Annotated in this window: 15 protein-coding genes; 9 read left to right on the forward strand and 6 right to left on the reverse strand. The window is 51.4% G+C overall.

Translation table 11 applies throughout. The features are described from left to right. Positions 1-700: 700 nt before the first annotated feature. Positions 701-1144 (reverse strand): DUF3465 domain-containing protein, encoded by a 444-nt coding sequence (locus LVJ83_RS07445; protein ID WP_244783896.1) that lies wholly within the window; start codon positions 1142-1144, stop codon positions 701-703. Between the two features lie 23 nt (positions 1145-1167). Next, the gene (locus LVJ83_RS07450) at positions 1168-2001 is read right to left on the reverse strand and encodes a hypothetical protein (protein ID WP_244783897.1); all 834 of its coding nucleotides are present in this window, start codon (positions 1999-2001) and stop codon (positions 1168-1170) included. Between the two features lie 134 nt (positions 2002-2135). Here LVJ83_RS07450 and LVJ83_RS07455 point away from each other — a divergent pair, with 134 nt between their 5' ends. Together LVJ83_RS07455 and LVJ83_RS07460 are read left to right on the forward strand one after the other, a co-directional pair. Further along, a complete protein-coding gene (locus tag LVJ83_RS07455; protein WP_244783898.1) occupies positions 2136-2387 on the forward strand; it encodes an NGO1151 family protein in 252 nt (83 codons plus the stop codon). A 123-nt stretch (positions 2388-2510) separates the two neighbouring features. Then, complete coding sequence (locus LVJ83_RS07460) at positions 2511-3302, forward strand: basic amino acid ABC transporter substrate-binding protein (protein ID WP_244783899.1); 792 nt, start codon at positions 2511-2513, stop codon at positions 3300-3302. A gap of 220 nt (positions 3303-3522) precedes the next feature. On the opposite strand, the gene LVJ83_RS07465 is transcribed toward LVJ83_RS07460, so the two are convergent. Further along, positions 3523-4713: an amino acid aminotransferase gene (locus LVJ83_RS07465; RefSeq protein WP_425315994.1), complete on the reverse strand. Its 1191-nt coding sequence runs from the start codon at positions 4711-4713 to the stop codon at positions 3523-3525. Positions 4714-4925: 212 nt separating this feature from the next. Here LVJ83_RS07465 and ppnP point away from each other — a divergent pair, with 212 nt between their 5' ends. Then, a complete protein-coding gene (gene ppnP, locus LVJ83_RS07470; RefSeq protein ID WP_244783900.1) occupies positions 4926-5210 on the forward strand; it encodes a pyrimidine/purine nucleoside phosphorylase in 285 nt (94 codons plus the stop codon). A 154-nt stretch (positions 5211-5364) separates the two neighbouring features. Here ppnP and bfr (LVJ83_RS07475) read toward each other — a convergent pair whose 3' ends face one another. Both bfr (LVJ83_RS07475) and bfr (LVJ83_RS07480) read right to left on the reverse strand, forming a co-directional pair. Further along, entirely contained in the window at positions 5365-5838 is a 474-nt protein-coding gene (gene bfr, locus LVJ83_RS07475; RefSeq protein WP_244783901.1) for a bacterioferritin, read from the reverse strand. Between the two features lie 45 nt (positions 5839-5883). Continuing rightward, positions 5884-6348 (reverse strand): bacterioferritin, encoded by a 465-nt coding sequence (gene bfr, locus LVJ83_RS07480; RefSeq protein WP_244783902.1) that lies wholly within the window; start codon positions 6346-6348, stop codon positions 5884-5886. 365 nt (positions 6349-6713) lie between these two features. Between bfr (LVJ83_RS07480) and typA the strand changes: the two genes are divergently transcribed. From typA to LVJ83_RS07500, 4 genes are all read left to right on the forward strand, one after another. Next, on the forward strand, positions 6714-8525 hold the full coding sequence (typA, locus tag LVJ83_RS07485) for a translational GTPase TypA (protein ID WP_244783903.1): 1812 nt from the start codon (positions 6714-6716) through the stop codon (positions 8523-8525). Positions 8526-8719: 194 nt separating this feature from the next. Further along, positions 8720-9313 (forward strand): hypothetical protein, encoded by a 594-nt coding sequence (locus LVJ83_RS07490; RefSeq protein WP_244783904.1) that lies wholly within the window; start codon positions 8720-8722, stop codon positions 9311-9313. A 313-nt stretch (positions 9314-9626) separates the two neighbouring features. Then, on the forward strand, positions 9627-10577 hold the full coding sequence (gene trxB, locus LVJ83_RS07495; protein ID WP_244783905.1) for a thioredoxin-disulfide reductase: 951 nt from the start codon (positions 9627-9629) through the stop codon (positions 10575-10577). 112 nt (positions 10578-10689) lie between these two features. Further along, entirely contained in the window at positions 10690-11181 is a 492-nt protein-coding gene (locus LVJ83_RS07500) for a peptidylprolyl isomerase (RefSeq protein WP_244783906.1), read from the forward strand. Positions 11182-11520: 339 nt separating this feature from the next. Here the strand turns inward: LVJ83_RS07500 and LVJ83_RS07505 are convergent, their stop codons facing one another. Beyond that, positions 11521-11859: a P-II family nitrogen regulator gene (locus LVJ83_RS07505; RefSeq protein ID WP_244783907.1), complete on the reverse strand. Its 339-nt coding sequence runs from the start codon at positions 11857-11859 to the stop codon at positions 11521-11523. A gap of 239 nt (positions 11860-12098) precedes the next feature. Here LVJ83_RS07505 and purL point away from each other — a divergent pair, with 239 nt between their 5' ends. Together purL and LVJ83_RS07515 are read left to right on the forward strand one after the other, a co-directional pair. Next, positions 12099-16037, forward strand: a complete 3939-nt coding sequence (gene purL / locus LVJ83_RS07510) for a phosphoribosylformylglycinamidine synthase (protein ID WP_244783908.1) — start codon at positions 12099-12101, stop codon at positions 16035-16037. 93 nt (positions 16038-16130) lie between these two features. Further along, positions 16131-17009 (forward strand): pirin family protein, encoded by an 879-nt coding sequence (locus LVJ83_RS07515; protein ID WP_244783909.1) that lies wholly within the window; start codon positions 16131-16133, stop codon positions 17007-17009. Positions 17010-17337 lie beyond the last annotated feature (328 nt).

Genomic DNA, 17337 nt, shown 5'->3' on the forward strand with positions numbered 1-17337 from the left:
TATTATATATTTGAATTTAAATATTATTTATTTTATAAACCTCTTTAGCCTTATATGTTTTGTTTACAATTTTATAATTTATTGTCTACAATTTAATGAGGGCGAGATTGAAATAAGAATTTAGGCAGCCTTGCAATCCGGTGGAGATAAATGGCTGGTCTGTGCGCAGGGATAAATAAAATGCCGTCTGAAAATTAAAGCCGTCTGAAAATTAATTTCAGACGGCATTTCGGATGCTCGGAAAATACCCGACAATGGCTGAATCACTAGGCCGTCTGAAGCATTTAATATTTCCAGAATGAAACCATCTTACTGATGCACGCCGGAGGATTAAGTTTCCCCAATAATGCTGTAACAAAAAGCCATCTGAATGATTGGCAAACATGCCAAGCCATTCAGACGGCCTTATTCAGAATTCAAACGGCCTTATCAATATATTTATATATAGAGCTATACATAAATCGGGCGGAGTATCCAAGTTATCTCTCTATATTAAAAATTTAACATAATATACATTATGCGAAATTATGGTTACCATCTTTTCCCAAGTTTGCCTCAGGCCTTCTGGTATTTCAGACGGCCAGTGGTATTCCAGACGGCCTGAGATCTTTGTCAAATACTTCCTGCTCAAGTATTCAGTCGCACTGAAACAACGTTAGCTGCACAATTATTGCTTGCCTCAACAGAATAAGAAACTGCTTTATTGATAAAGCACGCCGTTGTGTTTTAGCCATCCGTCGATATGGCGGTGCTGCGGGTCGTGATGTGTCCAATGAATGACGCCGCCTTGTTGCGACCATTCGTATTCACCGTAAAACTCGACGGCATCGCCTTTTTTCAAGCCTTTGATTTTAGGAGACAAATCTATATTATGGGCAACCAGTAAGGTTTGACCGCTGTCGAGCTTGAGGACAAAACGCTGGTGGCGCGAGCCTTTGTTGTCATCCGGTAAAGTTTTGCTGACTATGCCGCGGCCTTGTATTTGCAGATTGTTTTGCTTTTGCTTAAAGGCCGTCTGAAGCCTTTGATTGCTTTGGGCTGCGGCCGATTCAACAGCGTTTTGCGGTGGTTCGGCGGGTTGCTGCCACTGTTGGTAGCCGTATAAGGCTCCGATGAGCGCTATCAGCAACAATAGTTTTTTCATTTTTATTTTCAAAAGTTTAATGCTTATCGGCGTTTAAATTTGAGGCTGTATCTGATTTCAGACATCACGGCTTTCAGGTTATATTCGAGAATTTCATCTACCAAGGCCGGGGTTTGTTCGTTAAGGCTTTGTTGCAGCTGGTAAGTCAGTGCCGCCGCTTGTTTCTGCACCGCCACACGCACCATACCGGTAACCGCATCGGTAAGGTGCGGTCGCAAACGTTGGGTCAGACGCTCTATCAGCTCTTTTTCAGATAAGCACATTACCGGCAGGCGGGGGTTGACCTGTGGGTCGATCACTTGCACGCTCACCGGTATTTGCTCGGCTTCGGCAAACAAATCTTCTCCGGCTGCGGCGCCCTCTTCTTGTGCCGTCGTGGCGGCTTCGGGCTGTGTTTGTGCGCGTTTGGCGTTCAACCAGACGGTTCGTGTGTGCTGAATATGTTCGTCATCGGCCGTTTGCAGAGAAGTTTGCGCGTTCAGCCAATCTTCTTGCAGCAACACGCTGGCATCGGCTTCTTCTGCTTGGGCGTTGTCGTTTTCAAATGGCTCGTTATGCGCTTGCTGCCACTGTTGCAGATATTCGCGCAATATTTTTTCACGCAAAGCGGCATCCGGCTTGCGTGCAACAGCCGGCTCCGACGCCTGAGGTTGGCGTGTCGGGGTGGAAAAATCGGGCGCGGCAATGTGAACATCGGTATGCGCTGCTTCTGCATGTAGGGGTGTTTGGCGTTTTTCGCGCAGCTGCTCCAAACCGCGCTCCCAGTCGAATTCTTCTTGGGCTTGCGGTTCTTTTTGAGATTCGGCGGTTTCTTCGAGGGTAAAAGTGAGATCGGGTATCGGGCGTTCGTTGCTCATTATAGAATCTTTCTTTTCATTTTTCGGCCTGCTGCTTTATGCTTTAATGTGGCAGCGGTATGCCGGTAAAAATATGCGGCACCGGCAGGTTTGCTATAATGTGCGTATTCTAACAGATTCTTAAAGGAAAAATCATGAACAGCCTCGAACAACGCCTCGATTATCTGGAAGAAGCCAATGATGTGCTGCGCATGCAAAACCATGTGTTGTCTACGGCTTTTAAAGGCATGATTCGCGCCCTGCCCGCCGACATCGCGCAAGATGTGGTGGAATCGGTGCAGCTGGCTTTTGAAGACGCATTGGCTGAGTTGAATTATGAAGACAGCCCGCATACAGATTTATTTCATGATGTCACCTATGCTTTTTTCCGTGAAAAAGAGCGTTGAGGCCGTCTGAAACATTGTCTCTGTATTTTCGGGCAAAAATCCGCTAGGCAAAATATGGACAGCCTACTTTGTTTTGTAAAATTATGCTAAACTAAACCATCAATTGTTTTCAGGAATGTGACCATGAATATGAAAAAATGGCTTGCCGCCGCCCTCACCTGCTCTGCTTTGGCTTTAGGCGGTTGCGGCGGAAGTAACAACGACCAGGCGGCAACGGCAGCCGATGCCGATGCCGATAAAGTTTATCGTGTGGCCATGAATGCTGAATTTGCGCCGTTTGAGTCGCTTGATTCGGCCAATCAGGTGCAGGGCTTTGATGTGGATTTGGTGAATGCGATGGCAAAAGCCGGCAATTTCAAGGTCGAATTCAAACACCAACCGTGGGACAGCCTGTTCCCCGCTCTGGCCAACGGCGATGCGGATATTCTGGCTTCGGCAGTAACCATCACCGATGACCGCAAGCAAACCATGGATTTTACCGAGCCTTATTTTGAAATCACCCAGGTGATTTTGGTGCCGCAAGGCAAAAGCATCAAATCGGTAGAAGATTTGAAAAATGCACAGCGTGTAGGCGTGGTAACCGGCAATACCGGTGATTTTGCCGCCTCGCAAATTTTGGGCAACAACAGCCCAAAAATCGCCCGCTTTGAAAATCTGCCACTGCTGATTAAAGAGCTGGAAAGCGGCGGCCTCGATGCCGTGGTCAGCGACAGCGCCGTGGTCGGAAATTATATTAAAAACAACGGCGACAAAGGCTTCAGCATGGTGGCTGTGCCCGACTTTACGGTAGAAAACTACGGTATGGCGGTGCGCAAAGGCGATAGCGCTACTTTGAATATGCTGAATGAAGCATTAAAACAAGTGCGCGCCAATGGCGAATATGATCAGATTTACAGCAAATATTTTGCCAAATAAGCAGATGTAAAAATATTGAAAAAGCCCGATTGTTTATCGGGTTTTTTTATATTTCAGACGGCCTGATGACTGTTGCTACATTCTTGTTCCGGCCGAAATCCGGGATGGGTTAACAAAATGGCTTCGACAAGCTTGGCTGCTTGAATTTTAAGATAAACAGGCCGTCTGAAACCAAATCATGTTTTCAGACGGCCTGTGTTTGCTTTATGAAACCTATCTATTACAACACTTTAACAATGCTTTCGCACAAATATCGGATATTGGCGGCGGTGATGCCGGCCACATTAATCCGGCCGGAGCGGACGGCATAAATGGCGAATTCGTCTTTCAGGCGGTCTACTTGATCGGCACTCAGGCCGCTGAATGAAAACATGCCGTTTTGGTTCACAATAAAGCTGAAATCCTGCTCTGCACCGTATTCTTTCAGCAAGTCGACAAACTGTTGGCGCATTTCTTTGATGCGGCTGCGCATTTCGTCCAATTCGGCCACCCATTGTGCTTTCAGTCCCTCATCTTGCAAAACGATGGCTACGGCACTGCCGCCGTGTGAAGACGGGTTGGAATACAGCGTGCGGATGATGGTTTTTACCTGGCTGAATGCGCGCACGGCGGTTTCTTCATCGGCAGCAACCAGTGTAAACGCGCCTACCCGCTCATTATAAAGACCGAAGTTTTTCGAGTATGAGCTGGCCACCAGCATTTCTTGATGATTGGCGGCAAAGGCGCGCAAACCCACAGCATCTTGCTCCAAACCGTTGGCAAAACCTTGATAAGCAAAGTCAAACAGCGGCAGCCAGCCTTTTTCGGCCGACATTTCAGCCAAAGTCGCCCATTGCTCCGGTGTGGGGTCGATGCCGGTGGGGTTGTGGCAGCAGCCGTGCAGCAATACCACATCACCGGCTTGCGCTTGCGACAAATCTTCAATCATGCCGTCCCAGTCCAAATTGTGGCCGGTTTTGTTGTAATAGCGATAATCGCGGATATTGATATCTACGGCTTTGAAAATGGCGTTATGATTCGGCCAGGTGGGCGCACTGATCCAAACGTTTTTGGCTTCGGTTTGGCGTTTGATAAATTCGGCAGCCACACGTAAAGCGCCGGTGCCGCCCAGGCTTTGCGCGGTTTTGGCGCGTTTACTGCGCACGATTTCACTATCGGCGCCAAACAGCAGTTTTTGAGTTTCGGCATTGAATGCGGCCACGCCGTCGATGCCGAGATAATTTTTGGTGTTTTCTGTTTCCAGCAGGCGTTTTTCTGCTTCTTTAACGGCTTTAACAATCGGGGTTTGGCCGTCGGCATCTTTATACACGCCGATACCGAGATTGACTTTGCCTTCGCGCGTGTCGGCTTTAAACGCTTCGCCCAAGCCCAAAATCGGATCGGCGGGCGCTGCCTGGATTTTTTCAAACATAATGACACCTTTCTGCAATGAAAACGGGATAAAAATAAGGAAATCCAGCTTGGAATCTTACCCCTTTTAAAAGGGGTTGGAAACAATTTCAGGCAGATTATTTGGCTTATATCATGAATGCCTTTCAAAGCGGTGTTCTCTGATTGCCGGCTTTACAAATCAGCGATAAACCCACAAAATCGGTTTTCCGTAAATCTGCAAAGGAAACACTGATGTTAAAAGTAAACCAGTATTTTGATGGCAAAGTGGCCTCTATCGCGTTGAACACTGCCACATTGCCGGCAACGGTGGGGGTGATGCTGCCGGGCGAATATACTTTCGGCACCCAACAATTTGAAACGATGACCGTTATCAGCGGTGCGTTAACCGTGCTGCTGCCGGGTGCGGCGCAATGGCAGACTTTTGCGGACGGCGACAGTTTTACTGTGGCGGCAAATCAGGAATTTAAAGTGCAGGTAGCGGCGGATACGGCTTATTTTTGTACTTATGGAGAATAAGTCTAGTGTGTTCTGATCACTCGATTTACAAGTGCTTTTTGCCTCTGAAAATGCATCTGTTTTTTTCCGAATGAGTATCATAAAAAACGGCATACCATATGGTATGCCGTTTGCTTGGGGTTGAGAACCTCTGTATTTGGCAGTGGTTTGTGTTTTAGTCCTCTTGCGCCCCGTGTTGCAGGTAGTTGGGCAAGCCCATGCCTGCAATCAATTCTTGCTGTGTTTCCAGCCAATCGATATGCTCTTCATTGGTGTTTTTCTGCTTTTCCAACAGGCTGCGGCTGACGTAGTCTTGCTTTTCTTCGCATATGGCAATTGCAGCCACCAGCGCTTCATGTTTTTCACGCTCTTTGGTCAAATCGCACTGAATGATTTCTTCAGTGTTTTCACCAATCAGCAATTTACCCAATTCTTGCAGGTTCGGCAGGCCTTCCAGCAACAGAATGCGCTCGATAATATCATCAGCGGCTTTCATTTCCACAATAGACTGCTTGTAAAAATGCTCGCCCAGCTCTTCCAAACCCCAGTTTTTCAAAATACGGGCGTGCAGAAAATACTGGTTGATGGTCACCAGCAGCAAACCCAAATTTTTATTCAGTTCGCGGTTAACAATGGGATCGCCCTTCATAACAGGCTCCTTTTTAATGTGATGTGTATCAGGGTGCAGTTCGGTTTACAGCTGGCTTTGCAGGTAGTTTTGCAAACCCAAAAGCTCGATCAGGCGCAGTTGCTGCTCCAACCAATGTGCGTGGTCTTCTTCAGTGTCTTTTAATTGTGCCACCAGCATATCGCGGGTCACATAATCCTGTTTTTCTTCGCACAGTTTGACGCCTTTTTTCAAATTGGCGCGTACTTCATATTCAGTATTTAAATCAGCTTTAAGCATGGCCGGCACATCTGCACCGATATTCAATGCATCAGGCGTCATTTTCGGCGTGCCTTCCAGCATCAAAATGCGGCGGATAAAATCTTCGGCATGCTGGGTTTCTTCTTCCATTTCATGATTGATGCGCTCGAAAAGCTTGTTGTAGCCCCATTCGGCATACATGCGCGAATGAATAAAATATTGATCGCGCGCTGCCAGCTCGCCGGCCAGCAATTCGTTCATATAATCGATAACAGCTTTATCGCCCTTCATTTGATATCCCTTTCTTGATGCAGCCGCAACGCTAAAAAAATGGTGCGGTTTGAAGTTAATAGGGTTGTTGCCAACCTGATGAAGCATATTGTAGCAATATTTCCCTGATTGTGAAATTTTCTGTTTAAAATACAAACAATTATCAACAGCAAGCCCATGCCTGAAAAGGCCGTCTGAAAAGTTACATGGTTGTTTTATTTTGATTTTTATTGAATACTATATTGATAATCTATCACAATTAGAATTTTTATTTACAAAGTTTAACTGCCTCATGGTGTTGCATCTGCAATTACACACAGATTTGCCACAAAAGCATGCTATAATCTGCGGTTACTTATTGATACCAGCTAAGGCACATTGACGCCATGAAACAAATCCGCAACATCGCCATTATCGCCCACGTCGATCACGGCAAAACCACCCTCGTAGACCAACTCTTACGCCAATCAGGCACATTCCGCGCCAACCAGCAGGTTGACGAGCGCGTGATGGACAGCAACGATCTTGAAAAAGAACGCGGCATTACCATTTTGGCCAAAAACACCGCCATCGAATACGAAGGCTACCACATCAATATCGTCGACACCCCCGGACACGCCGATTTCGGCGGCGAAGTGGAACGCGTTTTAGGCATGGTCGATTGCGTGGTATTGCTGGTTGATGCACAAGAAGGCCCGATGCCGCAAACCCGTTTTGTGACCAAAAAAGCACTGGCGCTCGGCCTGAAGCCGATTGTTGTCATCAACAAAATCGACAAACCGAGTGCGCGCCCGAGCTGGGTAATCGACCAAACATTTGAATTGTTCGACAAACTCGGTGCCACCGACGAACAGCTCGATTTCCCCATCGTTTATGCTTCAGGCTTGAGCGGCTTTGCCAAGCTGGAAGAAGAAGACGCCAGCGACGACATGCGCCCGCTGTTCGAAACCATTTTGAAACACACCCCCGCACCGAGCGGCAATGTTGATGCACCGCTGCAATTGCAGATTTCCCAACTCGATTACGACAACTACACCGGCCGTCTCGGCATCGGCCGCATTCTGAACGGCCGCATCAAGCCCGGCCAGGCAGTTGCCGTAATGAATCATGACAAACAAGTGGCGCAGGGCCGCATCAACCAGCTTTTAGGTTTTAAAGGCTTGGAACGTGTGCCGCAAGACGAAGCCGAAGCCGGCGAAATCGTGATTATTTCCGGTATCGACGACATCGGCATCGGTGTAACCATCTGCGAAAAAGACAACCCTGCCGGCCTGCCGATGCTCAGCGTGGACGAGCCCACACTGACCATGGACTTTATGGTCAACACTTCGCCGCTGGCCGGCACCGAAGGCAAGTTTGTCACTTCGCGCCAAATCCGCGACCGCCTGCAAAAAGAGCTGCTGACCAACGTTGCCCTGCGCGTGGAAGACACCGATGATGCCGATGTATTCCGCGTATCCGGCCGCGGCGAACTGCATCTGACCATCTTGCTGGAAAACATGCGCCGCGAAGGTTACGAGCTGGCCGTGGCCAAACCGCGCGTGGTTTACCGTGACATCGACGGCCAAAAATGCGAACCGTATGAAAACCTGACGGTTGACGTGCCGGACGAAAACCAAGGCGCAGTAATGGAAGAGTTGGGCCGCCGCCGTGGCGAACTCACCAACATGGAAAGCGACGGCCAAGGCCGCACCCGTGTTGAATACCACATTCCCGCGCGCGGCCTGATTGGCTTTCAAGGCGAATTCATGACCCTCACCCGCGGCACCGGCCTGATGAGCCACGTGTTTGACGACTACGCCCCGGTAAAACCCGACATGCCCGGCCGCCACAACGGCGTTTTGGTATCGCAGGAAAATGGCGAAGCTGTGGCTTATGCCCTGTGGAATCTGGAAGACCGCGGCCGCATGTTTGTATCGCCCGGCGACAAAATTTATGAAGGCATGATTATCGGCATTCACAGCCGCGACAACGACTTGGTGGTCAACCCGCTCAAAGGCAAAAAGCTCACCAACGTACGCGCCAGCGGCACCGATGAAGCCGTGCGCCTGACCACGCCCATCAAGCTCACGCTCGAAAGCGCAGTTGAATTTATCGATGACGATGAATTGGTAGAAATTACCCCGCAATCTATCCGTCTGCGCAAACGCTGGCTGCAAGAGCACGAACGCCGCAAACATTTTAAAAAGCTTGATTAATCGGTTTTTTACCATCAAAGGCCGTCTGAAACACTATTTTCAGACGGCCTTTTATCGCTTGAGGCAAAACGGCAGATACCCGTTCGAAATAAAAATTTCTTTACCATACTGCCCGCAGCACTCTTGATAAATCGCCTTTCTGCCCGATATTGAGGCCATCTCAAACTTTCTTTTTTTACGGAAAACACAACACCATGAAAAAACTGATTGCCCTTGCCGCCCTCTCCGCTTTCGCGCTGGCCGCCTGCAAAGACAATACCCAAGCACAGCTGCAAGAGCAGCAAAAACAAATCGAAGCCCTGCAACAGCAGCTGGCACAGCAAAACACCAATGCCCAGCAAGACAACACCGTTTACGAGCTGACCACCGACGCTGTGAAAGATACCATTCCGGCCGAATTTCAGGCTAACGGCAACAACGGCGAGCCGGTTACCGGCACCGACGGCCAACAATATATTTATGACCAATCAACCGGCAGCTGGCTGTTGCAAAGCCTGATCGGTGCTGCCGCCGGTGCTTTTATCGGCAATGCCTTGGCCAATAAATTTCAAAAAGCCAAGGCCGACACCCCCGCCGCCCGCCGTGCACAAGCGAATTATTACCAGTCAAGCCAATACCGCGGCCAAACCAGCCAGCAGTTGAACACCCGCAGTGTGCCCGCACAAAATGCAGCAGCAGCCAACGCCAACAGCCAAAACCGCGCCGCCACGCCGAATTACCGTCAAGCCAACAAAGCGCCGTCAAACTATCGCAAGCCGGCACGCCGCGGTTTCGGGCGCCGCCGCTGATGCAAAAGCCGTCTGAAGGCAGTTTTTCCGGCATAGGAAAAACCCGCAGCGAAAGATAAAGCTACGCTATCAAGCTTTCAGACGGCCTGTTTCAATAGTACAATCGGGGGCATCCTAACCATTCGATTTATGAGTGCCTTTGGCCGCAAAAAACGCATCTGCCACATCAAAAGTTTTGTAAGATGCCCAATGCTGCTGCGTTTTTTTGCCTGACATCTGCATTTTCAGGAACAAAAATCTCTCCATAAACGAATGGTCAGAACACCCTAGAGCATGAAATCAAACAAGCATATTAGCATATTAAGGAAATATCATGAGCAGCAAACACAGCAAACTGATTATCCTCGGCTCCGGCCCTGCCGGATATACCGCCGCCGTTTACGCCGCCCGCGCCAACCTCAGCCCCACCCTGATTACCGGCGTGGAGCAAGGCGGACAGCTGATGACCACCACCGATGTAGACAACTGGCCGGCCGATGCTCAAGGCGTGCAAGGGCCCGAGCTGATGACCCGATTTCAAGCTCATGCCGAGCGCTTCGGCACCGAAATGATTTTCGACCAGATCCACACCGTTGATTTGCAAAACCGCCCCTTCACGCTCAAAGGCGATATGGGCGAATACACTTGTGATGCGCTCATTATCGCCACCGGCGCCTCTGCAAAATACCTCGGTCTGCCCGGAGAAGAAAAATTTGCCGGCAAGGGCGTGTCCGCCTGCGCCACTTGCGACGGTTTTTTCTATAAAAAACAAGATATCGCTGTGGTCGGCGGCGGCAATACCGCAGTCGAAGAAGCATTATATCTCGCCAATATCGCCAACACCGTTACCCTGATTCACCGCCGCGACACCTTCCGTGCCGAAAAAATTATGGTCGACAAACTGATGCGGCGTGTTGAAGAAGGCAAAATCATTCTCAAGCTTAATGCCAATCTGGATGAAATCCTCGGCGACGATATGGGTGTCAACGGCGCCCGCTTGAAAAACAACGACGGCACCACCGAAGAAATCAAGGTTAACGGCGTGTTTATCGCCATCGGCCACAAACCGAATACCGACATTTTCAAAGGCCAGCTCGACATGGATGAAACCGGCTATCTGAAAACCCATGGCGGCAGCGCCGACAATGTGGGCGCCACCAACATCGAAGGTGTATGGGCAGCCGGTGATGTGAAAGACCACACCTACCGTCAAGCCATTACCAGCGCGGCCTCCGGCTGTCAGGCTGCACTTGATGCCGAACGCTGGCTGGATCAGCAAAGCTGAAACGATTATCATTGTTCAGGCCGTCTGAAACCTCAATTTTTCAGACGGCCTTGAAGAATCACCGCCCCACCCCATTTCTATCAAATCCAACCCTCTTTAAAAAGGATGCTTCATGATTAAACTGCACACCAACTTCGGCACAATCGGTATCGAGCTCGACCATGAAAAAGCACCGGCTACCGCCGCCAATTTCGAACAATATGTTAAAGACGGCTTTTACGACGGCGTAATTTTCCACCGCGTGATTAAAGGCTTTATGATTCAGGGCGGCGGCATGGATGAAAACATGAACGAAAAAGCCACCCGCGAGCCGATTCAAAACGAAGCCCAAAACGGCCTCAAAAACGACAAATACACCATCGCCATGGCCCGCACCCAAGCCCCTCATTCGGCTTCGGCGCAATTTTTCATCAACACCAAAGACAACACCTTTTTGAACCACACCGAGCCGAGCATGCACGGTTGGGGTTATGCCGTATTCGGTAAAGTGGTAGAAGGCCAAGATGTGGTTGATGCCATCGAAGGCGTGGCCACCAAACGCCATGGTTATCATGATGACGTGCCGGCAGATGCGGTCGTGATTACCAAAGCAGAAATCGTTTAAGCCCGAGCCGTTGCACGACAAGCGCGGCGCAAGCCGGAAATTTTTGCCCCTCTGAAGTCAAGTCATCTGATTAATACCCATTCATAAAGGCGGCGAACCGTTAGATTATTTTTGTGCATGGGTATTAAGAAGGCCGTCTGAAAGTATTTTTAACTTTCAGACGGCCTTCTTTTATAGGGTGTTCCCGATCTCCGCTTACATTTTACATCATTAGAAAATGCAAACTGGCTCAGTGGAAAATGCAGTCAGTGGAAAATGCAGTAAGATTGGATATCTTGCAGTTACTTGGCGTTAGGGTATCCTGACCCATTCAGAATGATTCAGAATAATCTGATTACCCTACACCGCCGCATCCGAACGCTCGCCGGTACGGATACGCACGGCTTCTTCTACCGGCAGCACAAAAATTTTACCATCCCCGATTTTGCCCGAGCGTGCTGCTTCCACAATCACTTCAATGGCCCGGTCAACATCTGCATCGCTCAAAACCAGCTCCAGCTTCACTTTCGGCAAAAAATCCACCGCATATTCGGCGCCCCGGTAAATTTCCGTATGGCCTTTCTGACGGCCGAACCCTTTGACTTCGCTCACCGTCATGCCGGTAATGCCAATTTCAGTCAGCGCCTCGCGCACGTCGTCAAGCTTGAACGGTTTGATAATGGCTTCGATTTTTTTCATGGTGCTGGCCTTTTAATAGATTGATCGGTTTATTTCACGATAAAATTAACATAAAGCTTTATTTTATTCAATCAACTTTCAAGCATCTGCCAAAGAGGCCCAACAAGCCGCTTGAGGCCGTCTGAAAGTTGCTTTTGCAGCCCCCTGTTTTAATATTACGGCATCAAAATTCCCAAGCAGCACACATCAATTTGGCGTACAATTCGGGTTCTTTCCAACCGCATCTGTGAGCCGAATCCATGTCTGTCGTTTTACCCTTGCGCGGCGCTACTGCCTTATCTGATTTCCGTGTTGAAAAATTATTACAAAAAGCCGCAGCCGCCGGTTTGCCCGAAGCCGGATTAAGCAGCGAATTTTGGTATTTTGCCAGCAGCACCACCGCGCCGGATGCCGACACCGTTGCCAAATTGCAGGCCCTTCTTGCTGCCGAAAGTGTTCCCCAAACCCCCGCAGCTTCAGACGGCCTGCATTTATTTTTGATTACCCCGCGCATCGGCACCATTTCGCCTTGGGCATCGAAAGCCACCGATATCGCCCGCAACTGCGGCCTTGCGCATATCGAGCGCATCGAACGCGGCATGGCAGTTTGGATTGAAGGCAGCCTTACCGATGAGCAGAAGCAGCAATGGGCGGCGCTGCTGCACGACCGCATGACCGAAAGCGTATTGCCCGACTTTCAGACGGCCTCTGCACTGTTTGCCCACCCGCAGGCGCAAACCTTTGCCACGGTTGACGTATTGGGCGCAGGCCGAGAGGCCTTGGTGCAAGCCAACCGCGAATTGGGCTTGGCGCTCTCGCCCGATGAAATCGACTATCTGGTTGAAAACTACCAAATCCTCAAGCGCAATCCCAGCGATGTCGAGCTGATGATGTTTGCTCAAGCAAATTCCGAACATTGCCGCCACAAAATTTTCAATGCCGATTTTATTCTTGACGGTGAAACACAGCCCAAATCATTGTTCGGCATGATACGCGACACCCACAACGCCCATCCCGAAGGCACGGTAGTGGCCTATAAAGACAATTCCTCCGTGATCGAAGGCGCCAAAATCGAGCGTTTCTATCCGAGCGCTGCCGAAGGCCAGGCTTACCGCTTCCATGAAGAAGACACCCACATCATCATGAAAGTGGAAACCCACAACCACCCCACCGCCATCGCGCCGTTTGCCGGCGCAGCCACCGGTGCGGGCGGTGAAATCCGCGATGAAGGCGCCACCGGCAAAGGTTCGCGTCCGAAAGCCGGCCTCACCGGTTTTTCCGTGTCCAACCTCAACATCCCCGGCGCAGAGCAGCCGTGGGAGCAATACAGCGCCACAGAAACCGCTTACGGCAAACCCGGCCACATCAGCAGCCCGCTCGACATCATGCTCGAAGGCCCGATTGGCGGCGCGGCGTTTAACAACGAATTCGGCCGCCCCAACCTGCTCGGCTATTTCCGCACCTTTGAAGAACAACACAACGGCCAGATGCGCGGCTACCACAAGCCCATTATGATTGCCGGCGGCTTGGGCAGCATTCAGGCGCAGCAAACACATAAAGACGAAATCCCCGCCGGGGCGCTGCTGATCCAACTCGGCGGCCCGGGCATGCTCATCGGCTTAGGCGGCGGCGCGGCTTCCAGCATGGACACCGGCACCAACAAATCTGATCTCGATTTCAACTCGGTGCAACGCGGCAACCCCGAAATCGAACGCCGTGCACAAGAAGTGATCGACCGCTGCTGGCAATTGGGCAGTAACAACCCGATTATCTCGATTCACGATGTCGGCGCGGGGGGGTTGAGCAACGCCTTTCCCGAGCTGGTAAACGATGCCGGGCGCGGCGCGGTGTTTAAGCTGCGTGATGTGCCGCTGGAAGAACACGGTTTGAGCCCGATGCAGATTTGGTGCAACGAAGCGCAAGAGCGTTATGTGTTGGCCATTCTCAAAAAAGATTTGAGCACTTTCCGCACCATCTGCGAGCGCGAACGTTGCCCGTTTGCCGTGGTCGGCACCGCTACCGACGACGGCCATCTGCAAGTGCGCGATGATTTGTTTGACAACAACCCGGTTGACCTGCCGCTGAATGTGCTGCTCGGCAAACCGCCCAAAACCACCCGCAGCGACAGCAAACAGATGCCGTCTGAAAGCACGTTTGATGCCGGCCAATACGATTTGCGCGAATCTGCCTACCGTGTGTTGCGTCTGCCCACCGTGGCCGGCAAAAACTTCCTCATTACCATCGGCGACCGCAGTGTCGGCGGCCTGACCCACCGCGACCAAATGGTCGGCCGCTTCCAAACCCCCGTAGCCGATGCCGCTGTTACCATGATGGGTTTCCACACCTACCAAGGCGAAGCCATGAGCATGGGCGAAAAACCCACTGTCGCCTTGTTTGACGCCCCCGCATCAGGCCGCATGGCCGTGGGCGAGGCCATCACCAACATCGCCGCCGTGAATATCGGCAGCATGGGCAATATCAAACTTTCCGCCAACTGGATGGCCGCTTGCGGCAACGCCGGTGAAGATGAAAAACTCTACCGCACCGTTGAGGCCGTATCACAGCTTTGTCAAACGTTGGACTTGAGTATTCCGGTAGGCAAAGATTCCTTGTCGATGAAAACCGTGTGGCAGGATGGCGGCGCGCAAAAATCGGTGGTTTCCCCCCTATCGCTGATTATTTCCGCTTTTGCCGCGGTGATCGATGTGCGTAAAACCATCACACCCGAGCTGGAAAACCGGCCCGACAGCGCCATTTTTGCCATCGACTTGGGTTTCGGCCGCAGCCGTATGGGCGGCAGCGCCTTGGGGCAGGTGTGGAAAAACATCAGCGGTGTCGCCCCTGATTTAGACAATGCCGCCCACCTGGCCGCATTTTATCAAACCATACAAACGCTGCTGGCCGACGGCAAGCTTTTGGCCTATCACGACCGCGGCGACGGCGGCCTGTTTGCCACGCTGGCCGAAATGAGCTTTGCCTCACACTTGGGCATGAACCTGGATTTGGCCGTAATGATCGAGCAGGCACGGGCCTGTAGCGATAACAGCAAGCTGCAAGATGCCGCCGTGCGTACCTTGTTTAATGAAGAATTGGGCGCCGTCATCCAAGTGGCGGCCGAAGATATCGAAACGGTTCAGACGGCCTTTGCCCAAGCCGGCCTTGCTGCTGCACTGCATCAAATCGGCAGCATCAACCACAGCGAGCGCCTGCTGATTCAAAACGGCAACACCGTTTTGCTGAATGAAGACCGTCTCGACCTGCAAAAAGCCTGGAGCGAAACCAGTTGGCAGATGCAACGCCTGCGCGACAATCCCGCCTGTGCCGACAGCGAATACGCATTATTGAGTGATGATAAACGCAGCGCCCTGTTTGCCGATTTGACTTTTGATGTCAACCAAAACATCGCCGCACCGTTTATCAATAAAGGTGCCCAGCCGAAAATCGCTGTTTTGCGCGAACAAGGCGTTAACGGCCAAATCGAAATGGCCGCCGCCTTTACCCGCGCGGGCTTCGATGCCTACGATGTGCACATGAGCGATTTGATGGCAGGCCGTGTGAATCTGCGCGGGTTTAATATGTTAACGGCCTGCGGCGGCTTCAGCTACGGCGATGTATTGGGCGCCGGCGAAGGTTGGGCAAAATCGATTTTGTTCCACCCCCAATTGCGCGATATGTTCAGCGCCTTTTTCGAGCGCGCCGACACCCTCACGTTGGGCGTGTGTAACGGCTGCCAGATGGTGAGCAACTTGGCCGAAATCATTCCCGGCACACAAGTCTGGCCGAAGTTTAAACGCAATGCCAGCGAGCAGTTTGAAGCACGCTTGAGCATGGTTCACATTCCGAAATCGCCCTCGCTGATTCTGGCCGAAATGGCCGGCAGCAGCCTGCCGGTGGTGGTCAGCCACGGTGAAGGCCGTGCCGACTTTACCCATTTGGGCGGCAACATTTCAGACGGCCTCAACATTGCTTTGCAATATGTCGACGGTCAAAACCAAATCACCGAGACCTACCCACTCAACCCCAACGGCTCGCCGCAAGGTATTGCCGGTGTCACCACTGCCGACGGCCGCGTAACCATCATGATGCCGCACCCCGAGCGCGTATACCGCACCGCACAGATGAGCTGGGCGCCCGAAGGCTGGGATGAGCTTTCCGGCTGGTATCGCCTGTTTGCCGGCGCACGCAAAGCTCTGGGCTGATGCTTCATCATCTGTAACCAAACCACAGGCCGTCTGAACGTTTCAGACGGCCTGTATCTTTAAAAACCCTTTAAAACATTTATGGAGCCCATAATGACTGCGCCGCTCAAGCTTACCGCCAAAACCGCCGATGTGGGCGGCATTCCCGTTGCCCGCGTTTTACCGCAAGCCAAAAAGCGCACCATCGGTGCCTGGTGCTTTCTCGACCATGCCGGCCCCAGCATATTTGCCGAAGGCGAACCGGGTCTGCAAGTCGGCAGCCACCCGCACACCCACCTGCAAACCTTTACCTGGATGCTGGCCGGTGAAGTGCTGCATCAAGACAGCCTCGGCAACAAAATACTGATTCGCAGCAAACAGGTTAATCTGATGACGGCAGGCACCGGCATCTGCCACACCGAGCAAACCCCGCCCGAAAGCCGCAAACTGCATGCCGTGCAGTTGTGGATAGCCCTACCCAAAAACCAGACCATTGCCCCTGCGTTCCAACATTACCCCAAATTGCCCGAATGGCAGGACAGCGGCGCCGATTATATTCTCACCACCGGCAGCTTCGATGGCCGCACCGCGCCCACACTGCAATACAGCCCCATTGTCGGCGTGGATATCCGCTACCGCAACGGCGGCAGCCATTACCATCCGCTCAACCCCGATTTCGAATACGGCATATTGGTGATACAAGGCCGTCTGAACATCGGCAACGAAAGCTTCGGCCCCAATGATTTGGCCTACCTTCCCACCGGCACAAACGATATCGGGCTGGCAGCCGAGGCCGATACCCATATCATGCTGATTGGCGGTAAGCCGCTGGATTTCGAACCGGTTATCTGGTGGAACTTCGTTGCCGCCGAGCGCGCCGAAATCGAACGTGCCACCGCTGAATGGAATGCCCACAGCAAACGCTTCGGCAGCATCGATACCGAGCTGCAACGCCTGAACGCCCCTGAAGTGCCTTGGGCAAAGCAAAAATAACCGTTAATATCCATGATGCCGTCTGAAAACTTTTCAGACGGCATCATTGCATTTAATTAAAATGTATTTGCAACCCCTGTATTTGCAACACCTGCATTTGCTTCACTAAAAAGCATGCCTATTGATAAAAGCCAGTGCATCAAGCAACAGGTAGAAATCCTTATCGACAGTACGGCACCCGCTTAACGTGCACTTCAGCGCCCGATAAAACAACGCTCATCAAGCCGAATGAAACCGGTTCAGCCCCATCATGCACTCCGCTGCCTCGCCTTCGCTCAAAGAGAATGGGTGTTACCGCGGTGCTGAAATATAGTGAAATAAAAGAAAA

This window comes from Uruburuella testudinis (assembly GCF_022870865.1).
GTDB classification, from domain to species: Bacteria; Pseudomonadota; Gammaproteobacteria; order Burkholderiales; family Neisseriaceae; genus Neisseria; species Neisseria testudinis.